Genomic DNA, 25,638 nt, shown 5'->3' on the forward strand with positions numbered 1-25,638 from the left:
AATCCAGGACACCGGTTCTTCGGTGGTAGCGGGGACAGGATTTGAACCTGCGACCTCTGGGTTATGAGCCCAGCGAGCTACCGAGCTGCTCCACCCCGCGTTGCATGAACAAAGTTACACGAGCGAACGAACGGATTGCAAATCGCCCGGAAAGAGTCCGAGTAGCAACCTTTCAGCACCACTAGAGTCACATCTGTTACCTAAAAGTTATGACGCTCGTCACATTCTAGGCGAAATCTGTAACGCTGCCGAAACCTCAAATTTCAAGGACGACCTGGGAAAACACCGGTCGTTCGTCCCAGTATTTGGACGCCCGTCACAGAAAATCGACCCGTGACCATTCCGTGATCACCGCGTACGTTCGTTGCCAGCCCGAAACTACCGGGCAACGCCGACCCGCCGCAGCTCGACCTGCCCCCGCGGGATTCGGAATCCCGACACCTCGAGGGGCAGGGACGAGGACAGATCGACCACCGGGTCGGCACACCAGCCGTTACCGCACACCACAACCTCGTCAGCAGGCGCGGAGAGGAATCAACCACATGACCAATTCCAGCATCGTCAAGCGGACCATGGGCGCAATTGCACTCACCGGAGCAGTCATCGGAGTGCCGCTCGGTCTGAGCACCGGCACCGCATCGGCTGCTTCCGGAGACTGGGACGCCGTCGCAGCGTGTGAGAGCAGCGGCAACTGGGGCGCCGACACCGGAAACGGCTTCTCGGGCGGTCTGCAGTTCACCGACAGCACCTGGGCAGCGAACGGCGGCAGCGGCTCGCCGGCCAACGCCTCGCGCGAGGAGCAGATCCGCGTCGCCGAGAACGTCCTGGCGACCCAGGGCCCCGGCGCCTGGCCGGTCTGCGGACAGTACCTCTGATCCGCAGCACATTTTCGGGAGTGCCCCGCGCGCAGCACGACTGCGCGCGGGGCACTCCTGCATCGCGTGGCCTCGCGATACACCACCGGGACCCGATTTCCTGCCATTTCGACGTGAGCCGCTGCACAAAATAGTGGTGATCCGCGACACATAACAGCGGGGTAACGAATAGACTCCGAAACGATATCGAGGCGGACTGACCTGCACAGACAGGGTGAATTCGCCTTCGGCGCCAGACAGCTGTCCACCATTTTCGCCAGGTGAACTGCGGCCGAAGCTCCCGTACGGTCGCTCTCGGCCCGAAACAACCGGGCGAAAGCCGGCCCGCCGCTGCTAGCTCTGCCCCGCGGGTTCGGAATCCCCGAAACCTTCGAGGGGCAGGGACGCGGCACAGAATCGCAGCCCGGCGTGACGACGCAGACGTCGTCACCCGCAGGCCGGCCACGCCAGCAAGCGCGGAGAGGATTGACCCCGCATGACCAATCACAGCATCAGCAAGCGTGCCCTCGGCTGGATCGCCGTCACCGGAGCCGTCGTCGCCGTCCCGCTCGGACTGAGCACCGGCACTGCCTCCGCCGCTTCCCACAACTGGGACGGCGTCGCCCAGTGCGAGAGCGGCGGCAACTGGGGAATCAACACCGGAAACGGCTACTACGGTGGTCTGCAGTTCTCGCAGAGCACCTGGGAGGCCAACGGCGGCACCGGCTCGGCATCGAGCGCCAGCAAGGCCGAGCAGGTCCGCGTCGCCGAGAACGTTCTCGCGACCCAGGGTCAGGGTGCATGGCCGGTGTGCGGTCAGTACCTGTCCACCGGTGGCGGCGACGTCGCCGAGGCTCCCGCACCCGCTCCGGAGCCCACCCCGGCTCCCGCCCCCGCGGCTCCGGCTCAGGTCCAGGCACCCGCCCCGGTCCAGCCCGCCGCACAGCAGGCGCTCGACGCCGCGCGTCAGGTCGCGGATCAGAACGGCTACGGACAGCAGTTCCAGCAGCTGGTGGACGCCAACCCGCAGTTGGTCGACGCACTGCGCTGATCTTCCGATCAGATACGACGAGGCCCTGTCATCCGGTTCGGATGACAGGGCCTCGTTCTGCGTTGAAGCGCCTCTACTTCGGGATCGCCTCGTACGCGGCGACCGCCTTCTGGACGCGGGCAAGGGCTGCGCCGTACGCCGCGAAGTCACCGCTGCGCTGCGCCGACGTCAAGGCGTCGAGCGACGCGTCCAACTCCGCCACGGCCGCCGAGACATCCGTGCCGGACGGCGGCGTCGCCGGGGCGGTCGGCGCCGGTGCCGCACCCTGATCGACCGGCGGCGTGGTGCCGGTCTCCGGAGGTGTCCCCTCTTCCGCACTGGGTGCCGTCGCCACCGAGCCTGTGCCGGCACCGAACACCTGGTCGAGCGCCTGCGCCAACGTCGGGGCGTACCCGACGCGCACACTGTTACTCGGCGGCGGCTCGCGGTAGCTCACCAGCACTCGCGACAGCTGCGGGAACGTCGACGTGTTCGGACCCGTCGAACTTCGCTCGGTATACATCGGTTCGACGTAGAGGATGCCGCCGTCCGCGATCGGCAAGGTCAGCAGGTTGCCGTACTGAATCTTGTTCGATCTCTCGAGCAGGGTTCTCTCCGACGCCACCCGTGGATCCGAGATCATCGAGTTCTGCGTCTGCTGCGGACCCTGGGTCTGCGTGTCCGTCGGCAACTGGAGCACCGTGAACTTGCCGTAATTCTCCGGATCCGATTTCACCGACAGATATGCGGACAAGAATTCGCGACTGTAACCGACCATCGCGCTGGTCAGATTGAACGACGGTTTCCCGGTCTCGGGATCACCGACCAGCACGTAGTACGGCGGCTGGTTCGCGCTCGTGTCGATCGTGGGATCGCTCGGCACCGACCAGAACGCGTTGTTGGTGAAGAACTCCTTGGGATCGTCCACGTGGTACTTGGCGAGCATCTCGCGCTGCACCTTGAACAGGTCCTCGGGATAGCGGAAGTGCGCTCGCAGTTCGTCGGGAATCGAATCCGCCGGCTGAACCGCATCCGGGAACACACCCATCCATGCGTCGAGCACCGGATCGTTCTGATCCACCTGGTAGAGCTTCACGGTGCCGTCGTACGCATCGACGGTGGCCTTCACCGAGTTGCGGATGTAGGACACCTCCTTACGGGGCAGCAGGCGGCCGGTGTTCTGGTCGATGCTGTCCTCGACGAGTCCGTCGAGCGAACTGCGCTGGGCGTACGGGTAGTCCTGCAACGTGGTGTAGGCATCCACGATCCACACGACCTTGCCGTCGACGACGGCCGGGTACGAGTCGCCGTCCGCGGTCAGCCACGGGGCGACGTGCGTGACCCTGTCCCGTGGGTCCCGGTTGTAGATGATCTTGGAATCCGAACCGATGGCACCGGAGAACAGGATGTTGCGCTCGGTGTACTTGGCCGCGAACGCCAGCCGGTTGAACCAGTTGCCGATCGGCACACCCCCGGAACCGGTGTACGTGTAGCGCGAGGTGTCGGTGTCGTACTCGCGCGGGTCCGAACCTCCGGATCCGCCGACGATCGCGTAGTCGGCGTCCGTGTCGGCGATGACCTCGCCGTAATAGATGCGCGGCTGCTGGACCGGAATGACCTGATTACCTGCCTCCTGCGAGGCGATGTCGCTGACCATGTAGACGGGGTAACCACTGTTGCTGTTGGCGGCTTCCTCCGCGGACTCGCCGGCAGCGGCGTTCACCCGGTTCGCGGGGGCTGCGACCAGTCCGTTGCCGTGCGTGTAGACGGTGTGCTTGTTGATCCAATCCGTCTGGTTACCCGTCAGGCTCTTGGACGACAACTCGCGGGCCGCGACGATGTAGTCACGCAACTGCCCGTCGATGTCGTACCGGTCGATGTCGAGCGTCGGCGGGAAGCCGTAGAAGTTCTTCAACTGCTGCTGCTGGGTGAACGTCCGCGACAGGATGTTCGGATCGAGCAGTCGCGTGTTCTCGATCGTCATGACGTCGGCAGGCACGTCCCGCGGCGGCTTCGTGCCATACCCCTGATAGTCCTGGTACTCGACCTTGTCGTCGGTGATGCCGTACGCCTGCCGCGTGGCAGCGATGTTCCGCTCGATGTACGCGCTCTCCTTGTCGGCGGCGTTGGGACGCACCGAGAACTGCTCGACCACGAGCGGCCACACCGCGCCGACCAGGATGGAGGAGAGCACGAGAAGCGCTGTCGCCATTGCGGGAATCCGCAGATCGCGCAGGAAGATCGCCGCGAAGAAGGCGCCCGCGCAGATGACCGCGATGGCCAGCAGGATCAGCTTCGCCTGCAGCACCGCATTCATGTCCGTGTAGCTACCACCGGTGAACGTGGGTTCCTTGCGGCTGCTCGACAGCAGCGAGTAACGGTCGAACCAGTACGCGACGGCCTTGAGGAGAATGAAGGTTCCCGCGAGCACCGCCAACTGGACTCGCGCCGCATTGGTCAGTGCCCCGCCCCGGCCCGCCAGTTTCAGCCCGCCGAAGATGTAGTGCGTCACCAGGCTCGCGAAGAACGCCAGCAGAACCGCGACGAACAGCCAGTTGAGGACGAAACGGTAGAACGGCAGATCGAAGGTGTAGAAGCCGACGTCGAGGCCGAACTCGGGATCGGCGACGCCGAACGCGCCGCCGTTGACGAACAGCTGCACCGTCACCCAGCTGGACTGGGCGATGAGCCCGGCGAGCAGCCCCACCGCGATCGGAATGGCAAGGCCGAACATGCGCAGCCGAGTCATCACCGTGGTGCGGTACCGCGCCACTGGATCGTTGGGACCCGACACCGGGACGAACACCGGCCGCGAACGGTAGGCGAGCAGCAGTGCCAGCCAGACGATTCCGCCGACCACGACACCGACTACGAGGAAGAGGAGCAGACGGGTGATCAGGACCGTGGTGAACACACCCCGGAATCCGACCTCACCGAACCACAACCAGTCCGTGTAGGTACTGATGAGCCGAGGACCCACCAGCAACAGGGCCGCGACGACAAGCGCCAGCACCAGCAGCACTCGGCTGCGTTTGGACAACGACGGTAAACCTGCGGGGGGCCGCATGCCCACGTGCCACACTCCAAGAACTCGGCGACGCTGTCGCGCCGCGATCAACTGCACCGTTCGTTCGTCCACACCCGAACAGCAAGGGCGTGACCGTTTCGTCCCACTCTACGTAACAACCGGGAGATGCGGCCGTCGGTCCTGTGCCGGGGGTGCGAAGATGGGTCTCGTGAGTGAAGAGAATGTGAACAGAGAGACGGACGCCCTCGCCCGCTGTGTGCGCGAGGTGGTCGAATTCGTCGATGCCGGAGGGTGGGATCAGCCGCCCCAGATGTTCGCACTCGTCCCGACCGAACTGCTCGCGGCCGCCGAACCGAGCCTGCTCGACCAGCTCGCCGACGGCTCGGAATTGACCCCGGTGGAACAGGATCCGTTCCCCGACGACATCGACGGCGGGTCGCGCGCACTCGACGAGTTCCTCGCCACCACCAGCTGGCCGGAGTCCGTGGTGGGGTGCGCCCTCGTGCAGGAGATCGTCGTTCTGCCGCCCGAGGCGGAGTCCGACCTCGACGACGCGCTCGTCCCCCTGCTGTCCGATCGCGACGCCGCCGACGACGCCGCGCGGGCCGCGGCCGAGTCGCATCCCGACCGCCGGTCCGCCCGGTTGATCGCCGCCGTGCTGCGCGACGGACCGTCGTTGTGCCTGATGCAGTTGCGCCCCGACGAGGACGCCGACCCGTACGCCGGGATCGAACTGCTCACCTACGAGGATCTGGCGCCGAATCTCATCAGCGCGTTGTACGCCACCCTCGACGCGACCGAGGAGGACTGACCGCTCAGCAGTGCGGCGCGTCGGCTCCGGTATTGATCGCCTCGAGCGCGTCGACGGCGCCGTCGAGGTTCTCGACCTTCACCAGCCGGAGCCCGTCGGGCGCACCCTGGCGTGCCTCGTCGCAGTTCTTCGCCGGCACGAGGAACGTCTCGGCACCCGCCTCCTCCGCGGCGATCAACTTGTACTTGATGCCGCCGATGGGGCCGACGTCGCCGTCGGAGTCGATCGTGCCGGTGCCGGCGACGAACTTGCCGCCGTTGAGTTCGCCCGGGCTGAGTTTGTCGATCACGGCGAGGGTGAACATGAGCCCTGCCGAGGGGCCGCCCACGTCGGCGAGGTTGAAGTCGATCGTGAACGGGACGTCCGGGATCTCCTCGGGAGTGATCCCCAGGTAGCCCTTGGACTCGTCGTCCGGGCGTGCGCCGAGCACCACCCGCACCGTCGTCTCGGCGCCGTCGCGCCGGATCACGATCGGCACCTCCGTGTTCGGGGGCACATCGGCCACCGCCTCCTGCACGCCACCGACCGTCGAGACCGGCTTTCCGTCGACACTCACCATTACGTCGCCCTCGCGCAGCAGTCCCTGGGACGGTCCGTCCTCACCGACCTTGGCGATCCGCAGGTCCACCGGCTTACCCAGGAAGTGGAGCGCAGCGAGTTCGGCGCTGTCCTCCGACTGCTGGAAGTCGGCGTCGTTCTCCTGTTTGACCTCGTCCTTCGACTTGTCCGGCGGGTACACCTCTTCGCGGGGGACGATGCCCTGACGCCCACTGGCCCACAACCCGAACGCTTCGAACACGTTGAGGTCGTCGCGCACGGCGACCGTCGTCATGTTGAGGTGGCCGGTGGTGTCGTCGACCTCCGTTCCCTCGATGGCGACGACTTCCTCACCCCCCACTTCGCCGAGTGTGTTGAACGTGGGTCCCGGCCCGAGGGCCACGTACGGCACCGTGATCACCGTGCCGAGAATTCCGAGTACCACGATCGGGGCCAGCGCAGCCAGAAGCGTCACGATCCGTCGATTCACCTGGACCAGCGTAGAGCGCGAACCCGTGGACACCGTTGTCGGCCGTCCGCGTGTTCGCCGTCAGCGTGACGAGGTGGACACCACGGAACCACGCGCCTTGTACCGTTGAGTCATGAGCAATCCGCCCTTCGGCTTCTCCAAACCCGACGACGATCCCGATCGTGACAAGAACACGGGGGATCAGAACGGGCCCGACCGCGACAAGAACGCGGGCGGTTCCGACGACTTCGGTTTCGGGGCGGGTGGTTTCCCCGCCGGGGGCTTCGACCCGGCCGCCCTCGGCCAGATGCTGACCCAGTTCGGCCAGATGCTGAGCGGGATGGGCACGTCGATGGGCTCCGGTGAGCAGACCGGCCCGGTCAACTACGAGATCGCGAAGAAGCTCGCGCGCCAGCAGATGGGGTCCGTCGCTCCCATCACCCAGGGCAACTCCGAGGCGATCGCCGATGCCTCACGGCTCGCGGAACTGTGGCTCGATGCCGCGACGACGCTGCCCGCGGGCGCAACGAAGACCGTCGCGTGGACGCCCAACGACTGGCTCGACAACACTCTCGACACCTGGAAGCGGCTGTGCGACCCGGTCGCGGAGAAGGTGTCCGGCATGTGGGTGCAGGGGCTGCCCGAGGAAGCGCAGCAGATGGCAGGCCCGATGATCGGCATGATGAGCCAGATGGGTGGCCTCGCGTTCGGCTCCCAGCTCGGCCAGGCCCTGGGGCAGCTGTCCAAGGAGGTGCTCACCTCCACCGACATCGGTCTCCCCCTCGGTCCGGCAGGCACTGGCGCACTGCTCCCCGCCGCGGTGGAGCGGTTCAGCAAGGGCCTCGAACAGCCCGACCGCGAGATCCTCGTCTTCCTCGCCGCACGGGAGGCCGCCTACCAGCGCCTGTACAGCCACGTCCCGTGGCTGCGTCAGCGTCTTCTCGCCACCGTCGAGGAGTACGCCCGCGGCATCACGATGGACTTCTCGGCCATCGAGGACATGGCGAAGGGACTCGACCCGTCTGCACTGACCGATCCGTCGCAGCTCGAGAACATCCTGCAGCAGGGCGCATTCGAACCGCAGACCACACCCGAGCAGAAGCAGGCTCTCGAGCGACTCGAGACGCTGCTCGCCCTCATCGAGGGCTGGGTCGAGGTCGTCGTCGCGTCGGCACTGAACGACCGACTCCCCGGCGTCGCGGCCCTCACCGAGACGCTGCGCCGCAGGCGTGCGACCGGCGGACCCGCCGAGCAGACGTTCGCGACGCTCGTCGGACTCGAACTGCGTCCTCGCAAGGTCCGGGAGGCCGCGCAGCTGTGGACTCGCCTCACGTCCGAGTCGACCGTCGATGCCCGTGACGGTGTCTGGGCCCACCCCGACCTGTTGCCCGACTCATCCGATCTCGACAGCCCGGATGCGTTCGTCGAACGTGTGCTAGGCGGCGGCGACGGCGGCGACTTCGACAATCCGATGGCACAGCTGGAGGCAACCGAGGCGCGCGAGCGGGCCGAGGAAGCCGAACGCGGCAAGTCCGGCAAAGACGACGAGTCCGAGTCCTGACCTTCCGATCCCACCAATTTTCGATAGCGGGAAGTCTGCAGGTCGAGGTATGTTTCGGCCTGTGGACAACCCGCGTTTTCGGCGCTGATGCCCGGTCGTGGCCTGCGATCCTCAGCGTGTGACCATCCAGCCCACACCCCACGTCGGTGTCACTCTCGATCCCCGGATCGCCGTACTCGTCCGCCCCGACGGGCGGGTGCAGTTCGGCTGGGATCCCGAACGCGCGCTCGTACTCGCCCCGCCGCCCGGGGTCCGGACCGAGCAACTCCTGGCCGTCGTCCGACTGCTCGACGGCAAGAACTCGCGGCCGCACATCCTGTGGACCGCCGTCGGGTACGGCCTGGCGCCCACAGACGTGTCGAAACTGCTCGGCGACCTCGACCGGGCCGGTCTGATCGATGTCGCAGGCACGTCCCCCGTCGCGGACACGATCCCGATTCGCGTGCACGGGCGCGGCCCGCTGTCGGATGCGGTGTCGGCCGGGCTCACGGACGGCGGTATCCGGGTCTCCCGCTCCTTCCGCTATTCCGCCGACAGCGACGTCCGGCGGTGGAACGTTCTGTGCGTCGTACTCGCGGACGATCTGGTGGCAGAACCTCGGCTCGTCGCGGATCTGGTCCAGAACGGCATACCGCACCTGCAGGTCCGGCTGCGTGACGGCCGCGGTGTGGTCGGCCCTCTGGTGCTCCCGGGCCACACCAGCTGCCTACGGTGCGCCGACCTCCTCCGTGCCGCGTACGACGAGGACTGGCCGCACCTGTCCGCTCAGCTCCTCGGGACGGTCGGGCACGCGAGCCCCGCCGTGATCATGGCCACGGCAGCAGTCGCCCTCGGCCAACTCGAAGCCGTCTTGGCCGCTCCGCGAGGCGCGCCGCCCAGCAGCCTCGACGCGACGCTCGAGATCGATCTCGGCGCGCACCGGCTATCGACCCGGCGCTGGCCACGGCAGGCGAGCTGCAGCTGCACGTATCTGGCACCCGCCGTGGGCGAATCGAACCGGCTTCGGTCATGATGCATGATGGTGGGGTGTCCGACATCCCCCGCAGGAGTTCCGCCCGCACCGCCAAACTCGCGAGCATCCCGTTGGGGATCGCGGGGCGTGCCGCGATGGGCTTCGGCCGGAAGCTGACCGGCGGTGACAAGGACGAGATCGACGCCCAGCTGAGCGCGAAGGCCGCCGAGCAATTGTTCGCGGTCCTCGGCGAACTCAAGGGCGGCGCCATGAAACTGGGGCAGGCGCTCAGCGTCATGGAGGCGGCGATCCCCGAGGAGTTCGCGGAACCCTACCGTGAATCGCTGAACAAGCTGCAGGCGCAGGCGCCTCCCCTGCCCGCGCGGGCCGTCCACAGAATGCTCGACCAGCAGCTGGGCACCAAGTGGCGTGACCGGTTCCAGTCGTTCGACGACACCCCGACCGCATCGGCCAGCATCGGCCAGGTGCACCGCGCGGTGTGGGCCGACGGTCGCGACGTGGCCGTCAAGGTTCAGTACCCCGGCGCCGACGAGGCGCTGCGCGCCGACCTGAAGACGCTCGGCCGGTTCGCGGGACTGTTCGCCTCGGTCATGCCCGGCGTCGACGTGCGCCCGGTCATCGACGAGTTCACGGCCCGCACCGAGGAAGAACTCGACTACCGGATCGAGGCGAACAATCAGCGCCGCTTCGCCAAGGTGTACGACGGGGATCCACAATTCGCGGTTCCGCACGTGGTCGCCAGTGCCCCCAAGGTGGTGGTCACCGAGTGGATGTCGGCGAAGCCGCTGTCGGCCATCATCGCCGACGGCACCCCCGAGGAACGCAACACCGCGGGTGCACTGCTCGCGGAGTTCCACTTCGCCTCCCCCACCCGCGTCGGCCTGCTCCACTGCGATCCGCATCCGGGCAACTTCATGTTGCACAGCGACGGCCGCCTCGGTGTCATCGATTTCGGTGCCGCGGCACCGTTTCCGCACGGTCTTCCCCCGGTGCTCGGGTCCATGGTCCGGCTGGCGCTCCACGAGCAGTTCGACGAACTGACGGAGTTGCTGCACGCCAACGGATTCGTTCTGCCCGGCCGGACGGTCACCGACAAGGAGATCGCAGACTACCTGCGTCCCGTCACCGACCCGATCCGCACCGAATCGTTCCACTTCACCCGTGCCTGGCTGCAGAAGGCCGCGGGTTCCGCGACCGACTTCAACAGTGCGCAGTTCCGGACGGCCCGGGCACTGAATCTGCCGGCGGAGTACCTGATGATCTTCCGGGTTCTCGTCGGCTCGGTGGGAATCTGCGCTCAGCTGGACGCGTACGCGCCGTACATGGAGATCCTCACGCGGTGGCTCCCCGGGTTCGCCGAGCCTGCACCCGAGGACGAAGACACCGTCTGACCTCGAAGACACAGAACGGGCGTTCGCCCGGACCACTCGTGTGAGTGGCCGGGCGAACGCCCGAATTCTCCCGCCCCGTACCGGTTTCTACGCACAGACCAGAGTCTGAGTCTTGCGCGGACGTCCCCGGGGACGCTTGCGGGCGATCACGACACCCTGGTCGAAGATCTCCCCACCCCACACGCCCCACGGCTCACCCCGATCGAGGGCCGCGTCGAGGCAGCGGGAGCGGATCGGGCAGGACGCGCACAGCGCCTTCGCCTGTTCCAGCTCGGTGGGAGAATCCGCAAACCACAGGTCGGGATCGTCGACCCGGCAGGGCAGGTCACCACGCGCGGACACTATCTGAACAAATCCGCTTGTGGCGGTTGAGGTTTCGGATACCCCTCGGCATGTCACGGTAGACACGTCCTTCTCCTCTGCTCTCATTGCGACGGTCAATTCTTCGGTTCGATGAAGTGGGTGCGAACCAGAGCCGAGGCTGCGAGCGGGAAAGGTGCTCGAACTACAAAGGCCACGGTCCGCGATGCGGGTCCGTGGCCTTGAAAAGACGGTGGGAGTTGGCCTACCGAGGAATTCCTCGACAACTCCGATACACGGACTCGACTGCTGCTGCGGGACGACGACGGGCTGCCGACCAGACAATCGCCGGTGCCGCTTCCGCCGCGTTCATGCCGAACAGTGCGGAGGCAGCAGCGACTGCCGTCTCATGTGCTTGGTACTTCGTCATTTCACTGCCACCTCCACTTCTTCTCGATCCGATGTGAACCACACGGGTCTCCCCGCGCACTGAAACCACAGTAGGCAATTCTCCAGAACCGCACAACCTATTTTTGACCTGCAGTGATGCGCACTACTCACTCACCGCGCGGGAGTCGTTCAGGGACTACCGCTTCCCTTGATCACACCGAGGACGTCCTCACCGAACTGCTCGAGCTTCTTCGCACCGATTCCGGGGATCGCGACGAGCCCGCGATCGTCCTGCGGTCGCTGCTCGGCGAGAGCCGTCAACGTGTTGTCGCTGAACACCACGTACGCCGGAACCTTCAGCTCCCGCGACTTCTCGAGCCGCCACGACCGCAGCGATTCGAGCAGTTCCACGTCGACGTTCGACGGGCACCCTTCACAGCGACCGAGCATGGTCGCGGTCGTCCCGATCAGCTGTTTTCCGCACAGCCGGCACCGTGGACGCTTCTTGGTGCTCTTGGCGGGCGCCGCGATCCGCGAGGCAGGTGAATCCTCGGGGATGAGGCCGTGCAGGAACCGCGAACGGCGCCGCGACTTGCGGCCGCCCTCGTTCCGGGACAGCGCCCACGACATCTGCAGGTGCTCCCGGGCGCGGGTCACGCCGACGTACAGCAACCGGCGCTCCTCCTCGACGGCGGCCTCGTCCGGTGCCGAATTGGAGTCGCCGAGCACGTGCTGGATGGGCAGCGTTCCGTCGGTCAGCCCGACGAGGAACACGGCGTCCCATTCGAGCCCCTTGGCGGCGTGCAGGGACGCGAGCGTCACACCCTGCACGACGGGTGGGTGCCGCGCCTCGGCCCGCAGGCTCAGTTCACGCAACAGCGCGTCGAGGGTCAACTCCGGGTCCTGGGTCAGCTGCTCCTCGGTGAGCGCGACCAGCGCCGACAGCGACGACCACCGTTCGCGAGCCTGCGCACCCGCCGGTTCCGCGTCGGTCAGCCCCAGCGGAACGAGGACCGCGCGGACGAGCGTGACCAGGTCGGCGCCGACCGCATCCGGCAGGTCGTCGCGACCTGCGGCCTGACGTAGTGCCGCCACGGCCTGACGCACCTCGGTGCGCGTGAAGAATCCCTCTCCGCCCCGGACCTGGTACGGGATGTCGAGTTTCGTCAGCGCCTGCTCGTGCACCTCGGACTGGGCGTTGATCCGGTACAGGACCGCGATCTCCGCGGCCGGAGTGCCGGACGCGATGAGCCGCTTGATCGTGCGCGCCACCCCGGCGGCCTCGGCCGGCTCGTCGTCGAACTCGACGAAACTCGGCTCCGGTCCGGAGTCGCGTTGCCCGATCAGCTGCAGACGGGTGCCCGCGATCCTGCCGCGGGCCGCTCCGATCACCCGGTTCGCCATCGACACGACCTCGGGGGTCGAACGGTAGTCGCGCTCGAGGCGCACGACGGTGGCCTCGGGGAACCGGCGCGAGAAGTCGAGCAGGTAGTTGGGTGTGGCGCCGGTGAACGAGTAGATGGTCTGGTTGGCGTCACCGACGACGGTGAGGTCGTCCCGCTCCCCGAGCCAGGCGTCGAGGACACGCTGCTGTAGCGGGGTGACGTCCTGGTACTCGTCCACGACGAAGCATCGGTACCGGTCGCGGAACTCCTCGGCGACAGCCGAATGCTCCTCGAGCGCCGCCGCCGTGTGGAGCAGGAGATCGTCGAAATCGAGGAGCATCCCGTCCTGGCCGCGGGCCTTGAGCTGCTCGTAGCCGTGATAGACCTCGGCGACCTTCGCGGCGTCGACCGGCGCCTCCCTGCGTAACTTGGCCACCGCACGCGGGTAGTCCTCCGGCGCGATCAGCGAGGCCTTGGCCCACTCGATCTCGCTCGCCAGGTCGCGGACGCTCTCCGTGCTGGTGGACAACCCGACCCGTCCGGCGGCGGACGACACGACCGCGAACTTGCGGTCCAGCAGCCGCCATTCCGTGTCGCCGATCACCTGCGGCCAGAAGTACCTCAGCTGTCGCAGTGCGGCGGCGTGGAACGTGCGCGCCTGAACCTGCGCTCCCCCGTCGCCGATCCCGAGGCTGCGCAGCCGGCCGCGCATCTCGCCCGCCGCGCGAGCCGTGAACGTGACCGCCAGCACCTGCCCCGCGGCGACGTGCCCACTGGCCACGAGGTGCGCGATACGCCGGGTGATGGTCCGGGTCTTCCCTGTTCCGGCCCCCGCCAGCACACACACCGGGCCCCGGGGAGCGAGTACCGCTGCGGACTGTTCGGGATCGAGACCGGTACTCGTCACCTCTGCTGCGCCGGCTGCTGACATGGCGTCCATCATGACAGGGGCAACCGACACGGCGCGAAGCGGACGAACACCGCAGTGGGAACACACGACGGAGTCGTGGTGTTATATCCGCCGTGACTGCTACCGACACCCCCGCCCTGACCATCTACTCCACCACCTGGTGCGGCTACTGCCGGCGCCTGAAGACCCAGCTGGACGAATCCGGCATCGGCTACGTGGAGATCGACATCGAGGACGACCCGGCATCGGCGGAGTTCGTCGGCAGCGTCAACGGCGGCAACCACGTCGTCCCCACCGTCAAGTTCGCCGACGGCAGCACCGCGACCAACCCGTCGTTGGCGCAGGTCAAGCAGCTCCTCGACGCCTAGGACTCCGTCGCTGCTCCCGCCCAGGACTCGATGATTCCCCGCGCGATGGAAATCGAGCCCGGGAGCAGCAGCGGGGCGTCGGTGTCCGACGCCCAGTCGCCGAGTTCGAGTGCCGTCCGCACCTCGTCCCGAGTGAACCACCGGGCCTCGGCGATCTCGCCGTCCGCGAACGTCAGCGGGGCGTCGGGATCGCCGACGGCCGCGAACCCGATCATCACCGACCGGGGAAACGGCCACGGCTGGCTGCCCAGGTAGCGCACGTCACGAACGTCGACACCCACTTCTTCCTTGATCTCCCGGACGACGCACGTCTCCAGCGATTCACCGGCCTCGACGAATCCGGCCAGGATCGAGAACCGCCGCGCAGGCCACGTGGGCTGCCGGGCCAGCAGGACGCGGTCTCCGCCGTCGTGCACGAGGCAGATGACCGCCGGATCCGTGCGGGGAAATTCTTCGTGCCCGGTGCTCGTCGAGATCCGCGACCACCCCGACATCGTCGGTTCGGACGGCGCGCCGTCGAGCGCGCTGAAGCCTGCGCTGTCGTGCCAGTTGAGCATCGCGAGGGCCCCGGTGAGTACGCCCGCGTCCGCGTCGTCCAGCGTCCCGCCCAGAATCCGGAGATCGGCGAGCTCGCCGGTCAGCGCCTGCACCCGCACCGCCCATACGTGCCGGTCCTTGCGGATGCCGAGGAAGACCGCCCCGCGTTGCGGTTCGGGGCCGAGTTCGGTGGCCTCCGCGAACACGAGGCCGTCGTCCCCCACCCGCACCTGTCCGCGGTGATTGACGCGCAGCAGCAGCGCATCCCGCCAGCCCGCTCGAAGGGCGTCCGTGTCCGAACGCAATTCCTCGGCCCGCCCGACGGCGGAGCGGGACAGGAGCGGGGTGTCGTTGAGCCGGAATTCAGTCACGCCCTCGACACTACTGCCGGTCAGTTGGCGACCCGACGGATGTACAGCAGTCGGTCGTTCTCCTCGATCGAATCGACCTCCGGAGAGCCGACCCGGATCAGCCGCCCGTCCCGCACCACACCGAGCACGATGTCCGCGAGGTGACGTGGGGAGCCGCCGATCTCGTCCCGCTCGACGGGGCGCTCCGCGATCGCGAAACCCGCCTCCGGAGTCAGGAGGTCCTCCATCATCTCGACGACGCTCGGCGTCTTCGTCGCGATGCCGAGGAGCCGGCCCGCGGTCTCGGACGACACGACGACCGAATCGGCGCCGGACTGCCGGAGCAGATGCGTGTTCTCGGATTCGCGGATCGCCGCGACGATCTTCGCCTTCGGTGCGATCTCCCGCGCCGTCAGCGTCACCAGCACCGCGGTGTCGTCACGGTTGGCCGCAACGATGATCGCCGACGCGTTCTGCGCGCCCGCCAACCGCAGCACGTCCGATTTGGTGGCGGACCCGTGGACCGTGACGAGCCCCTTGCTGGCCGCCGAGTCGAGCACCGCATGATCGGTGTCGACCACCACGATCTCCGACGGCGGAACGTCGTCGCCGAGCATCGCGTCGATCGCGGTGCGTCCCTTGGTTCCGTAGCCGATCACCACGGTGTGATTGCGCACGTGCTGCCTCCAACGCTGGATTTTGAACGCCTGCCGGGAGCTCTGCGTGAGCGCGGAGAGAGTCGTACCGACGAGGACGATGAGGAAGAAGATTCGAAGAGGCGTGATCAGGAGAACGTTGACGAGCCTCGCGGACGGTGTGAACGGCGTGATGTCGCCGTAGCCCGTCGTGGACAACGACACCGTCGCGTAGTAGATGCAGTCGAGCAGCGACAATTCGTTGTCCTGCGCGTCGCGGTAGCCCGCCCGGTCGATGTAGACGATGAGAACCGCCAACATCAACGCCGCCAGGGCGATACCCACGCGGCGGTAGATCGCCCGCGCCGGACTGGTCTGCAGCTCCGGAATCCGGAGCACCCCCACCAACGCGAAGTCAGGCCGGTCGGTCAGGGTGTCCGACCTGGTCAATCTCTCACGCAGCCTACCGGCCATATGTTCGTCCCCACGTTGCACTGAACTCCGACATCGGCTGGCAGCCTAACCCCGATTGTCCCATCGGTGACACGTCGGAGCCTCGTTGTCGCGAACCGAGTTGCTCGGGCAAGCTGACGTCATGCAACGAGAGAGCCACACACCACGACCGAGCCAGAAGCCCGCACTCCGCCTTGCCGCGCTGCTGCTCGGCGCCGGCACCATGCACTTCGTCGCCCCCAAGTTCTTCGACTCCACGGTCCCCACCCAACTTCCGGGCGAGGCCCGCACCTACACGTACGTGTCGGGGGTCGCCGAGCTCGCCATCGGCACCGCGCTCGCCGTGCCGCGAACCCGCAGGCTCGGTGGCGGCCTCGCTGCTCTCCTGTTCGTCGCCGTCTTCCCCGCCAACGTCACCATGGCAGTGGACTGGCTGACGAGCTCCAAGACGACGAATGTACAGAAAGCCGGTGTGCTGCTGCGCCTTCCGCTGCAGATCCCCTTGGTCACCGAGTCGCTGAAGGCTCGGCGTCAGGCCTGATCTCCTCGTCGGGAGAACCGGCGGAACGGAGCAGACGGGCGAGCGCGTCGGCGTCGGGCAGGTGGTCCGGCGCGATCGTCCGCCCGGTCCGCACGTAGTGGAACGCGGCGCGCACCCGCTCGATCGGAACGTCCATCAGTTCGGCCCACGCCAGCCGGTACGCGGCCAGCTGCATCACGACGGCCTTCTCGTTGGCCGCGCTCGGCTCGGCGCCGGTCTTCCAGTCGATCACCGTCCACCCGCCGTCGGGGTCGGTGAACACCGCGTCGATCCGGCCGCGCAGCACCGTGCCCGCCACCGACGTCTCGAACGGCACCTCGACCTCGGTCGGGTTGCGGTCGGCCCAGGACGAGCGAAGGAACGCATCCTGCAGGGTCGCGAGGTCGGTGTCGGGGCCCGCGTCCGTGTCGGCGGCACCGGGCAGCTCGTCGAGGTCGAGCAGCCGGGTAGCCCCGAAACGGCGCTCCACCCAGGCGTGGAACGCGGTACCGCGACGCGCGAGCGGATTCGGCGGGAACGGCAGCGGACGCCGCAGCCGGGCGGCCAGGGCGTCCGGGTCGGCTTCCAGTTCGACGAGCTGGCTCACCGACAACTGACCGGGCAACACCACCTCGGTGCGTGCGTTCGCCCGCGCCTCGCGCTCCGCGAGAAGCGCGTCGACGTCGGCTGCCCAGTTCTCGGGATCGTCGTCCTCTCCTGCCGGTGTCGGCGCGCCGGCACGCTTCAGCGCCGCGACGACCAGCGCCGCGCCCCGCTCGACCGACTCCCGGCGGAGCCCGAGCGGATCCCGCGGCCACACAGCCGACTTGGGGGTACTCGTCAGCGGGTTCTGCTCGTCGGGTTCGGGTGCGGGCGCCCAGATGTCGACGATCCCGATTCCCTCGTGCTCCTCGTCGGTCACCGTGTCACGCAGTTCGGTGAGGAACTCCGAGGGACCCTTCGGCTCGGTTCCGGATTCTGCCCAGTGGTGACCCGACGCGAACAGCACCCGTTCGGTGCGGGTGAGTGCGACGTAGAACAGCCGGCGGTCCTCGTCGAGTTTGCGCGCCGCCAGCGCCGCCTTGTGCGCCTTCACGGCCTCCTCGAGGTCTTTCCGGTCGTACAGGTTCTCGAGCTCGAGAACGGGCACGCCGTCTGCCGACTCCCCCGGCCGCGCACGGTCTCCGCGCAGTGAGGGCGGCAGTTCACCGACGGCACCGAGCCAGGATCCGGAGGCCGTCCGCGACGGAAAGACGCCTGCCGTGAGGTGCGGTACCGCCACCACTTCCCACTCCAGCCCCTTGGCGGAGTGCACCGTCAGCACCTGGACGCGGTGCGGGTCCACCTCGACTTCGCCCGGCGCCAAACCTTTTTCGACCGACTCCGCGGCCGACAGGAAGGCGAGCAGTCCGGTGACGGTGGCCGACGTGCGGCTCGCATACCCGGCGACGACGTCGGCGAAGGCGTCGAGATGTTCACGGCCGGCACTGCCCCGCGCCGACCGACGTGTCCGGGCCTGCGCCTCGATGCCGATACCCAGCGCCCGTTCCACCTCGGCCACCAGCTCGGTGAGTGGCTGCCCGATCCGCTCACGCAGAGACGCCAACTCCGCCGCGACGGCGGTGATCCGGGCGTAGCCGACCTGCGAATAGCGTTCGGCGGGGCCGGGATCCGCAAGGGCATCCGCCAGCCCGGCCTGCTCCGCGTGTTCACCGGGCAACGCCTGGCCGACGGCGTCGGCCAGAGCGGACGAATCGGTGACGGCGCCGGTGGTGCCGTAGCCGGTTCCGATGGCCAGTTCGGATGCTCGCCGCGACAGCGCCGTCAGGTCGGCGGCCCCGATCTGCCATCTCGCCCCGGTCAGCATCCGCACGGCGGCACTGCCCGCCATCGGGTCGGCGACCACCCGGAGCATCGCGATCACGTCGGCCACCTCGGGGGTGTGGAGCAGCCCGCCGAGCCCGACCACTTCGACCGGCAGCCCCCGGGACCGCAGGACCTCCGCGATCGGTGCGGCGTCCGCGTTGCGACGGATCAGCACCGCGGCGGTCGGCGGATCCTCGCCCCTACTGGTGGCGTCCGCGTACTGTTCGGCGATGCGGTCGGCCACCCATTCGCGTTCCTGCACGACGTCACCGGTGAGGGCCAGCCGCACATCACCCGGGACGGCCTGTGGTCGTGCCCGCAGCGTGCTGACCGACACGCCCCGCTCGCGCAGGGACGCCGACGCCATGTTGGCCAGCGCCAGGGCCTCCGGCGGGTTACGCCAGCTCGTGAGCAGTTCCAGGGTCGGCGCCGGATCTCCGTTCGCCAGCGGGAAATCCGTTGCGAAGCGGGGCAGGTTGGCCGCCGAGGCACCACGCCAGCCGTAGATGGACTGCATGGGGTCACCCACCGCGGTGAGCGCGAGTTCGCCGTCGAGACCGCCGCCGAACAGGGACGACAGCAGCACCCGCTGCGAGTGTCCCGTGTCCTGGTACTCGTCGAGCAGCACCACCCGGAAGCGGGTGCGCTCGGCGAGTCCGACCTCGGGGTGGTCTGCGGCGACCCGTGCCGCCAGCGACATCTGGCTGCCGAAGTCGAGCGCACCTTCCCGGCGCAGAGTGTCCGCGAGACGCTGCACCAGTGGAAGGAGTTTCACCCGCCGGTGCTGGGTGTCGAGGATGTCGAGCAGTTCCTTGCCGGGGCCGCCCCGCTGCCGTGGTCCGGCGGGCAGGGTGTGAACGAGCTTGTCGAGCTCGGTGTGCGCCTCCCGCAGATCGTCCGGTTCGACGAGATGCTCGGCCAGTTGCCCGGACAGCGCGAGCACGGCTTCGGTGACGGACGCCGGATTCCGGTCGGTGTCGAGGTCGCCGTCCCACGAGCTGACCACCCGGTGCGCCAGCTGCCACAGTTCCGTCTCCGACAGGAGCGTCGCCGACGGCTCGATGGGCAGCAGGAGCCCGTGCTCGGACAGCAGTCGCCCGGCGTAGGAGTGGTAGGTGCTGACTTCCGGTTCGCCCGCGAGGATTCGCGATCGCAGGTCACCGCTCGGATCGACCCTGCGGAGCAGGTCCGAACCTGCAAGCCGGGCAAGGCGTTTCCGGATCCGGGCGGTCAGCTGCTGCGCCGCCTTGCGGGTGAACGTCAGCCCCAGCACCGCCTCGGGGTCGACGACACCATTGGCCACCAGCCACACGACGCGGGCCGCCATCGTCTCGGTCTTGCCCGCGCCTGCCCCCGCGACGACGAGGGTCGGGCCGAGGGGTGCCGCGATGACGGCAGCCTGCTCCGGGGTCGGTGGGTGCTGCCCCAGGCCGACAGCGAGTTCCACCGGATCGATACGGATCGTCATTCCGACGTCACCTGCCGTCCCTCGTCGTGCGCGGGGCAACTCGTGCGCACCGGGCAGTGCCGGCAACCGTCGTTGACGCGGGCGAGGAACTCGGGCCCCTTGGTGGCCGCCGCTGCCGCGTGGATGACCGCTAGCCACGTCTCGAGGTCCTCGTCCGACAGCGGTGCCTGCACCCGCTGGGTCGCGCCTTCCTTCCTGTGCGGTTTGGCGACGAAGACCAGCCGCGCCCCACCGGGTTTCGACGCCGGCTCCCCGTCGATCGCGCCGACCGCCGCCGCCACCTGGTACGCCGCGAGCTGGGCGTGCTGCTGGGCGTCGTCCTTGGTGACCGGTGAGCGGGCGGTCTTCACGTCGACGATGACGGGCCTGCCCTCCGCATCGCGCTCGAGCCGATCGATCCGCCCCCGCAGCCGGATCGTCGGGGAACCCTCTTCCCGCGGTTCCAGGACGCCGTCGACTGCCACCTCGACACCGACCTCGGTGAGTTCGGACCGGGTGTTACCGAGCCAGGCGGTGAACGTGGCGAGCATGTCCCGGGTGCGGTCGAGTTCACGCCGCGAGTACCACTGAGATCCCAGATCGATCGAATCCCAGGCATTCTCGAGCGCGCGTGCCACCTGATCGGGCGGGATCCGCCCGGCGAGCGCCTGCACCAGAGTGTGCACGAGCGTTCCGGCGATGGCGTGAGTGTTGTCGCCGTCCGTCCCGCCGTGGCGTTCGAGCAGCCACCGCAGCGGGCACGTGTTGAGCAGGTCGATGGTGGACGGCGACAACGACACCGGACCGTCCTCCTCGTTCCACAACGCCACGCCGGTGCTCGGTTCGGCGGTGCCGTACCACTGGTCCGGGTGTGCACCACGCACTCCGGCGTCGGCGAGCCGGGCGAGTTGGCGCGCCGCGCGTTCCTGCCGGGCGGGGTCGGATTCCGCGACGTCCGGATCGCAGACCACGCTGCGCAACTCGGCGACCAGGGCGGGGAGGGCCAGGACCCGGGTCGCGGGATCCTCCGCCTGCACGACCGCCTCCTCGACGTCCGAATCCTGGTCTCCGGCGAGCAGTTCGTCGACGAACCGGGAGTGGACGAGGTCGGCGTCGCCGCTGGCCGAGTCGACCGCGGTGACGAGCAGACTCCGCCGCGCCCGGCTGCACGCCACCAGGAAGAGCCTGCGTTCCTCGGCCAGGAGAGGTGCGGTGCGCGACATCCGGTCGGCGGCCGTCTCGCTGCCGTCGGACACTCCGGCCGTCAGGTCGATCAGCGCCTCGGTGCCGAGCAGGCTTCCGCGAGCCCGCAGACTGGGCCACAGCCCTTCCTGCACACCCGCGACCGCGACGACGTCCCATTCGCGGCCGGCAGCGGAGTGGGCGCTGAGCACCGAGACCGCGTCGACCGGGACGGCGGAGACGTTCCGGGTGGTGGGAATGGCCTGCCCGGTGAGGTAGTCGACGAACCCGGCGAGCTGTGCGCGCGGGAGGCGGTCGACGTAACTCGCCGCGGCATCGAACAGGGCGACCACGGCGTCGAGGTCGCGGTCGGCCTGTGCGCCGATCGGACCCCCGCGGGCGGAGGCCGCCGACCAGCGGCGTTCGAGTCCGGTGGCCTGCCATGCCGCCCACAGCACGTCCTCGATGCCGCGCCCGCGGTCCAGGGGAACCTTCGCCTTGCGCAGCACGGACAGCACCCGGTTCAGGGATGCCGCTTCGACGTCGGTCAGCTTGGCCGTGACCCTGCGGGTGCTGTCGGTCTCGCCCACCAGCACGAGACGGAGGAGCTCCGCGGAGTCGCGGTCGCCGCCGGACGCCAGCTCGGCGCGCCGCAGACCACGGCGAAGACGCCGGAGCGCCACGGGTTCTGCGCCGCCGACCGGGCCGGCGAGCAGGGCGAGCGCGTCCTCGCCCGTGAATTCCTGACCCGACAGGGCCCGCAGCACCAGCATCAATCCCGACACCCCGTGCTGACGGGCCAGCGGCAACTCGGACGCCGCGGTGGTGACGGGCACACCCGCACCCAGCAGGGCGCGGCGCAGCGGCGCCAGGGCCCGCGGCACCGAGCGCACGATCACCGCCATCTCCGACCACGGCACCCCGTCGAGGAGGTGGGCGCGACGCAGGGTGTCGGCGACGAGCGCGGCCTCTTTCGCCACCGTGCTCAGCACCCGGACCGACGTCCGTCCACCGTCCTGCGCGGGGCTCCAGATCCGATGCGGCAGGTGTCCCGGAAGCCGGGACGTGATCCGGGCCGCCGTGGTCGCGACCTCCGCCGAACTGCGAAAGTTGACCGGCAGCAACACCTGCCGGGGATCGCCCTTGTCGGCCAGGTCGGCGAGGAACGTCGGGTCGGCTCCGCGAAAGCCGTAGATCGACTGGTCCGGGTCGCCGGCGACGACCGTGGTGCGAGTGCCGGTGCCGAGGAGCCGGACGAGTTCCGCGGCCTGCGGGTCGAGGTGCTGGGCGTCGTCGACGAGCAGGTGCCGAACCCGGGCCCGCTCGGTGCGCAGCAGGTCCGGGTCGGTGGCGAACGCGGTGAGGGCCGCACCGATGAGTTCGGCGGCGTCGAGCGCGGGCGCCGTGGCCTCGGGGGCCTCGACACCGACGGCTCCGCGCAGCAGCATCCCGTGCTCGTACCGGGCGGCGAACATTCCTGCCGCCACCCACTCGGGACGGGAGTGCCGCTGCCCCAGCCTGATCAGGTCTTCCGGGCCGAGTCCGCGCTCGCTCGAGCGCAGCATGAGGTCGCGTAGTTCGACGGCGAAGCCGCCCAGCGCCAGTGCGGGACGCAGACGTTCGGGCCACATCTCGCCGCCGTCCGCGATGTCGCCGTGCAGCATCTCGCGCAGCACCGCGTCCTGTTCGGCGCCGGTGATGAGCCGTGGGGGCGGATTTCCGTGGGCGGCGGCCTGCAGTCTCAGCACCGCGAAGGCGTAGGAGTGGACGGTGCGGACGAGCGGTTCGCGCGTGGCGCGGGGGCCGTGGTGTTCGTCGTGGCCGATGAGGGCGGCGGTGACCTCTTCGCGCACCCGCCCCGCCGCTCGCTTCGACTGCGTCAGCACCAGCACCGACTCCGGGTCCTCGCCGCCGGCGATCCGGTCGACCGCGACGTCGACGAGAAGCGACGTCTTGCCCGTTCCCGGGCCGCCGAGCACCTGCCAGGGATTCCAGCCCAGGCCGAGGGGCGGTGCGGTGAGGACCTGCTGCGTGGCGTCGTCCCACACCCGGGCCTCGCGGACCGGGTTCTGGCGGTGCACGAGCCGGGCACGGGGAACCGACGTCCTGGTGCGCACCGCCGATTCCGTCATGGGTGGCATTCCACCAGAACGGTCCGACATCTCGTGCGGCGACCCGATCCGGCATCATGGGTCACGTGTCAGCACTGAATACGTACCTGTTCGGCGCCGAGGACGGCACGGAGATCCTCGCCCTGCACGGACTCACCGGTCACGGCAGACGGTGGGAGGCGCTGGCCACCGACCAACTGCCGGACGCCCGCTGGATCTCCCCCGACCTGCTCGGCCACGGCCGCTCCACGTGGGCGCCGCCGTGGAATCTCGAGGCCCACGTCGCGAGTCTCGTCGACACCCTCGACGCATACGCCCGGGGACCCGTGCTCGTGGTGGGCCACTCGTTCGGGTGCGCCCTGGCACTGCACCTGTCGCGTGCCGTCCCCGACCGCGTCCGGGGACTCGTGCTGCTCGATCCCGCGATCGGGCTCGATCCCGAGCTGATGCAATCGGTGGCGGATCTCACCATCTCCTCCCCCGACTACACCGACGTCGCGGAGGCCCGGTCCGAGAAGGTGCACGGCTCGTGGGGTGAAGTGGCCCGCGACGTCCTCGAGAACGAGATCGCCGAACACCTGGTGCCGCTGGCGAACGGCCGGGTCAACTGGCGGCTGTCCACCCCCGCCGTCGTCACGGCGTGGGGTGAGCTCGCACGCGAGGCCGTCCTGCCGCCCGCGCACCTGCCGACCGTCCTCGTGCAGGCGTCGAGGGTGCAACCGCCGTACGTCACACCCGAGTTCCGCCAGGCTCTCACCGACCATCTGGGCGACAACCTCACCGCCGTCGACCTCGACTGCGATCACATGGTGCCGCAGGCCCGGCCCGACGAGGTCGCCGAGCTCGTCCGCACACTCCTCTGATGGTCGTGTGATGGTCGCGACGACGGAGGAACAGGTCGAGGCGGTCCGCGCGCTGGTCGCGTCGATTCCGCCCGGGCGGGTGGCCACGTACGGCGACATCGCCTCGGCGGCAGGGTTGTCCAGTGCGCGGACGGTCGGCTGGATCATGCGCACCGACTCCGCAGACCTCCCCTGGCACCGGGTGCTGGGCGCGTCGGGACGACCGGCACCGCACCTCGCGCACCGGCAGATCGCGAAGCTCGAACTCGAGGGTGTTCCCATCCGCGACGGCCGCGTGGATCTCGCGGCGGCCCGGCACCGGTTCGATCGGTCCGGCTGACGTCCCGCCCGCCTCAGCAGGTGCTCGGCGCAGGATCACCGCGGAACCGGGCGTCCATCCAGTCCAGCCCCTGGGGCAGTCCCAGCGCCGCCGCCGACAGGTGGTCGGGGGTCGGAGTGAGCAGCGTCTGCACCGGTGTGCCCGCGTCGCAGTACCGCCGCAGGGTGGTGTCGATCGAATCGACCGGGATCAGGGCGTCCGTCGGGCTGTGCCATTCGAAGATCGGCGTGGTGGGCACGCCCGGATACAGCTCCAAGCTGTTCTCCTCCATCACCTTCCACGCTTCCGGATCGTCCATGAAGTTCTTGTTGTCGGTCATCTGTGACGCGCTGCGCCCCAGTCCGAACAGCATGATCTCGTTGGTGCATCCGTTGCCGATCATCTGCTTCATCCAGCGGCCCTCGTCGTTGAGCTGGCCGCTGACGTCGATGCGGTCCGGGTATTCGCGTTCCAGGCCCAGTGCGGCGGCCATCGCGAGACCGAACGCGGGGTGCGGGTTGGTGCCGAGTGCCTCCGCCATCTTCACCAGGTTCATCGGGGTTCCGCCCTCGGCGGCACCGACGATATTCAGTTCGGGGGCGTAGCTCGGCGCCAGCGCCGCCGCCCAGGCCGTGGCCATGCCGCCGCCGGAGTATCCGCCCAGTCCGACCTTGCTGTTCTGCACCTGCAGTTCCGGGACCTGCTGCACGGCGCGGATGCCGTCGAGGGTGATCTGGCCACCGAGCTTCGCCGCGCCGTACGCCATCCTCGGTCCGAGATGGTCGGGCAGCGCCACTGCCCACCCGCGCGCGAGTGCGATGTTGAGTCCCGCAGCCTCGCGGATCTGGTGCAGGGGGTCGGTGGTGTAGAGCTCGGTGACGATCTTGCACTTGTTGCCCAGCGAATTGATGATGTGCTGGTACGACACCAGCGGTCCGTCCGGGACGTGGTTCGGGGGCAGCACATATGTGGTGTTCGCCGCGATCGGCTTGCCCTCGGAGTCGGTGGTCCGGAAGAGCAGCTCCCACATCGCGCTGCCGGGGAAGTAGTACGACGGCGGCAGCTGGCGGATCTTCAGGACCTCGCCCGGTGCATGGTCGGCGACGTCCGCGGGCTGGATGTAGAAGGGGTCGGGGTCGGCGACGGGGAAGATCGCGTCGGCGGCGGGTGGGGACAGCAAGGGGGGCAACGGCAACGGGGGTTGTGCCGTGGAGGTGCCTGCGCCCGCGAGGGCGGCAGTCAGCGCGAGGACCGAGCCGAGTACAGCGGTGCCGAAGGATCTGCGGAACAACGAGCCCATGACATACCCCACAATTCAGCGAGCGGTCGACGGCATCACTATGCCAGAGCGTCGATAAAGATCAGCCCC

The 25,638-nt window shown here is 68.6% G+C and carries 18 protein-coding genes, 1 tRNA gene and 1 pseudogene; 10 read left to right on the forward strand and 10 right to left on the reverse strand.

What is annotated here, in order from left to right; translation table 11 throughout:
- Positions 1–23: 23 nt before the first annotated feature.
- Positions 24–100: transfer RNA gene (locus JVH1_RS04335), tRNA-Met, on the reverse strand.
- A gap of 442 nt (positions 101–542) precedes the next feature.
- On the opposite strand from JVH1_RS04335, the pseudogene JVH1_RS04340 reads away from it, so the two are divergent.
- Positions 543–872: pseudogene (locus JVH1_RS04340) on the forward strand (transglycosylase family protein); the annotation flags it as partial.
- Between the two features lie 478 nt (positions 873–1,350).
- The gene (locus JVH1_RS04345) at positions 1,351–1,905 is read left to right on the forward strand and encodes a transglycosylase family protein (protein WP_009479589.1); all 555 of its coding nucleotides are present in this window, start codon (positions 1,351–1,353) and stop codon (positions 1,903–1,905) included.
- A gap of 73 nt (positions 1,906–1,978) precedes the next feature.
- On the opposite strand, the gene JVH1_RS04350 is transcribed toward JVH1_RS04345, so the two are convergent.
- The gene (locus JVH1_RS04350; protein WP_083849888.1) at positions 1,979–4,957 is read right to left on the reverse strand and encodes a UPF0182 family protein; all 2,979 of its coding nucleotides are present in this window, start codon (positions 4,955–4,957) and stop codon (positions 1,979–1,981) included.
- A 154-nt stretch (positions 4,958–5,111) separates the two neighbouring features.
- On the opposite strand from JVH1_RS04350, the gene JVH1_RS04355 reads away from it, so the two are divergent.
- The gene (locus JVH1_RS04355; RefSeq protein ID WP_009479587.1) at positions 5,112–5,723 is read left to right on the forward strand and encodes a PPA1309 family protein; all 612 of its coding nucleotides are present in this window, start codon (positions 5,112–5,114) and stop codon (positions 5,721–5,723) included.
- 4 nt (positions 5,724–5,727) lie between these two features.
- Here JVH1_RS04355 and JVH1_RS04360 read toward each other — a convergent pair whose 3' ends face one another.
- Positions 5,728–6,750, reverse strand: a complete 1,023-nt coding sequence (locus JVH1_RS04360) for a PDZ domain-containing protein (protein WP_009479586.1) — start codon at positions 6,748–6,750, stop codon at positions 5,728–5,730.
- Positions 6,751–6,862: 112 nt separating this feature from the next.
- Between JVH1_RS04360 and JVH1_RS04365 the strand changes: the two genes are divergently transcribed.
- From JVH1_RS04365 to JVH1_RS04375, 3 genes are all read left to right on the forward strand, one after another.
- Positions 6,863–8,290: a zinc-dependent metalloprotease gene (locus JVH1_RS04365; RefSeq protein WP_009479585.1), complete on the forward strand. Its 1,428-nt coding sequence runs from the start codon at positions 6,863–6,865 to the stop codon at positions 8,288–8,290.
- 118 nt (positions 8,291–8,408) lie between these two features.
- A complete protein-coding gene (locus tag JVH1_RS04370) occupies positions 8,409–9,302 on the forward strand; it encodes a hypothetical protein (RefSeq protein WP_009479584.1) in 894 nt (297 codons plus the stop codon).
- Positions 9,299–10,654, forward strand: coding sequence for an AarF/ABC1/UbiB kinase family protein (locus JVH1_RS04375; RefSeq protein WP_009479583.1), 1,356 nt, complete (start codon positions 9,299–9,301; stop codon positions 10,652–10,654). Before JVH1_RS04370 ends, JVH1_RS04375 begins: the two co-directional genes overlap by 4 nt.
- 87 nt (positions 10,655–10,741) lie before the next feature.
- Here JVH1_RS04375 and JVH1_RS04380 read toward each other — a convergent pair whose 3' ends face one another.
- Positions 10,742–11,083: a WhiB family transcriptional regulator gene (locus JVH1_RS04380; RefSeq protein ID WP_016883149.1), complete on the reverse strand. Its 342-nt coding sequence runs from the start codon at positions 11,081–11,083 to the stop codon at positions 10,742–10,744.
- A gap of 450 nt (positions 11,084–11,533) precedes the next feature.
- Entirely contained in the window at positions 11,534–13,672 is a 2,139-nt protein-coding gene (locus JVH1_RS04385) for an ATP-dependent DNA helicase UvrD2 (RefSeq protein ID WP_009479581.1), read from the reverse strand.
- Positions 13,673–13,752: 80 nt separating this feature from the next.
- Between JVH1_RS04385 and JVH1_RS04390 the strand changes: the two genes are divergently transcribed.
- A complete protein-coding gene (locus JVH1_RS04390) occupies positions 13,753–14,007 on the forward strand; it encodes a mycoredoxin (protein ID WP_009479580.1) in 255 nt (84 codons plus the stop codon).
- On the opposite strand, the gene nudC is transcribed toward JVH1_RS04390, so the two are convergent.
- Together nudC and JVH1_RS04400 are read right to left on the reverse strand one after the other, a co-directional pair.
- Positions 14,004–14,915 (reverse strand): NAD(+) diphosphatase, encoded by a 912-nt coding sequence (nudC, locus tag JVH1_RS04395; protein ID WP_009479579.1) that lies wholly within the window; start codon positions 14,913–14,915, stop codon positions 14,004–14,006. The two genes, JVH1_RS04390 and nudC, sit on opposite strands and share 4 nt — an antisense overlap.
- A gap of 20 nt (positions 14,916–14,935) precedes the next feature.
- Positions 14,936–16,003, reverse strand: coding sequence for a TrkA family potassium uptake protein (locus JVH1_RS04400; protein ID WP_009479578.1), 1,068 nt, complete (start codon positions 16,001–16,003; stop codon positions 14,936–14,938).
- A 121-nt stretch (positions 16,004–16,124) separates the two neighbouring features.
- On the opposite strand from JVH1_RS04400, the gene JVH1_RS04405 reads away from it, so the two are divergent.
- Complete coding sequence (locus tag JVH1_RS04405) at positions 16,125–16,523, forward strand: MauE/DoxX family redox-associated membrane protein (RefSeq protein WP_011598297.1); 399 nt, start codon at positions 16,125–16,127, stop codon at positions 16,521–16,523.
- Here the strand turns inward: JVH1_RS04405 and JVH1_RS04410 are convergent.
- Both JVH1_RS04410 and JVH1_RS04415 read right to left on the reverse strand, forming a co-directional pair.
- A complete protein-coding gene (locus tag JVH1_RS04410) occupies positions 16,489–19,836 on the reverse strand; it encodes an ATP-dependent helicase (RefSeq protein WP_043782211.1) in 3,348 nt (1,115 codons plus the stop codon). The genes JVH1_RS04405 and JVH1_RS04410 overlap by 35 nt on opposite strands.
- Entirely contained in the window at positions 19,833–23,129 is a 3,297-nt protein-coding gene (locus JVH1_RS04415; RefSeq protein ID WP_043782208.1) for an ATP-dependent DNA helicase, read from the reverse strand. Before JVH1_RS04415 ends, JVH1_RS04410 begins: the two co-directional genes overlap by 4 nt.
- 56 nt (positions 23,130–23,185) lie before the next feature.
- Between JVH1_RS04415 and JVH1_RS04420 the strand changes: the two genes are divergently transcribed.
- Positions 23,186–23,971 carry an alpha/beta fold hydrolase gene (locus JVH1_RS04420; RefSeq protein WP_011598294.1) on the forward strand — a complete coding sequence of 262 codons (786 nt, stop codon included), beginning with the start codon at positions 23,186–23,188 and terminating at the stop codon, positions 23,969–23,971.
- A 10-nt stretch (positions 23,972–23,981) separates the two neighbouring features.
- The gene (locus JVH1_RS04425) at positions 23,982–24,290 is read left to right on the forward strand and encodes an MGMT family protein (protein WP_009479577.1); all 309 of its coding nucleotides are present in this window, start codon (positions 23,982–23,984) and stop codon (positions 24,288–24,290) included.
- Positions 24,291–24,303: 13 nt separating this feature from the next.
- Here the strand turns inward: JVH1_RS04425 and JVH1_RS04430 are convergent, their stop codons facing one another.
- A complete protein-coding gene (locus tag JVH1_RS04430) occupies positions 24,304–25,569 on the reverse strand; it encodes a lipase family protein (protein ID WP_009479576.1) in 1,266 nt (421 codons plus the stop codon).
- Between the last annotated feature and the right edge of the window lie 69 nt (positions 25,570–25,638).

Origin of the sequence: Rhodococcus sp. JVH1, from assembly GCF_000280725.2 — a bacterium.
In the GTDB taxonomy this organism is placed as follows: domain Bacteria; phylum Actinomycetota; class Actinomycetes; order Mycobacteriales; family Mycobacteriaceae; genus Rhodococcus_F; species Rhodococcus_F jostii_A.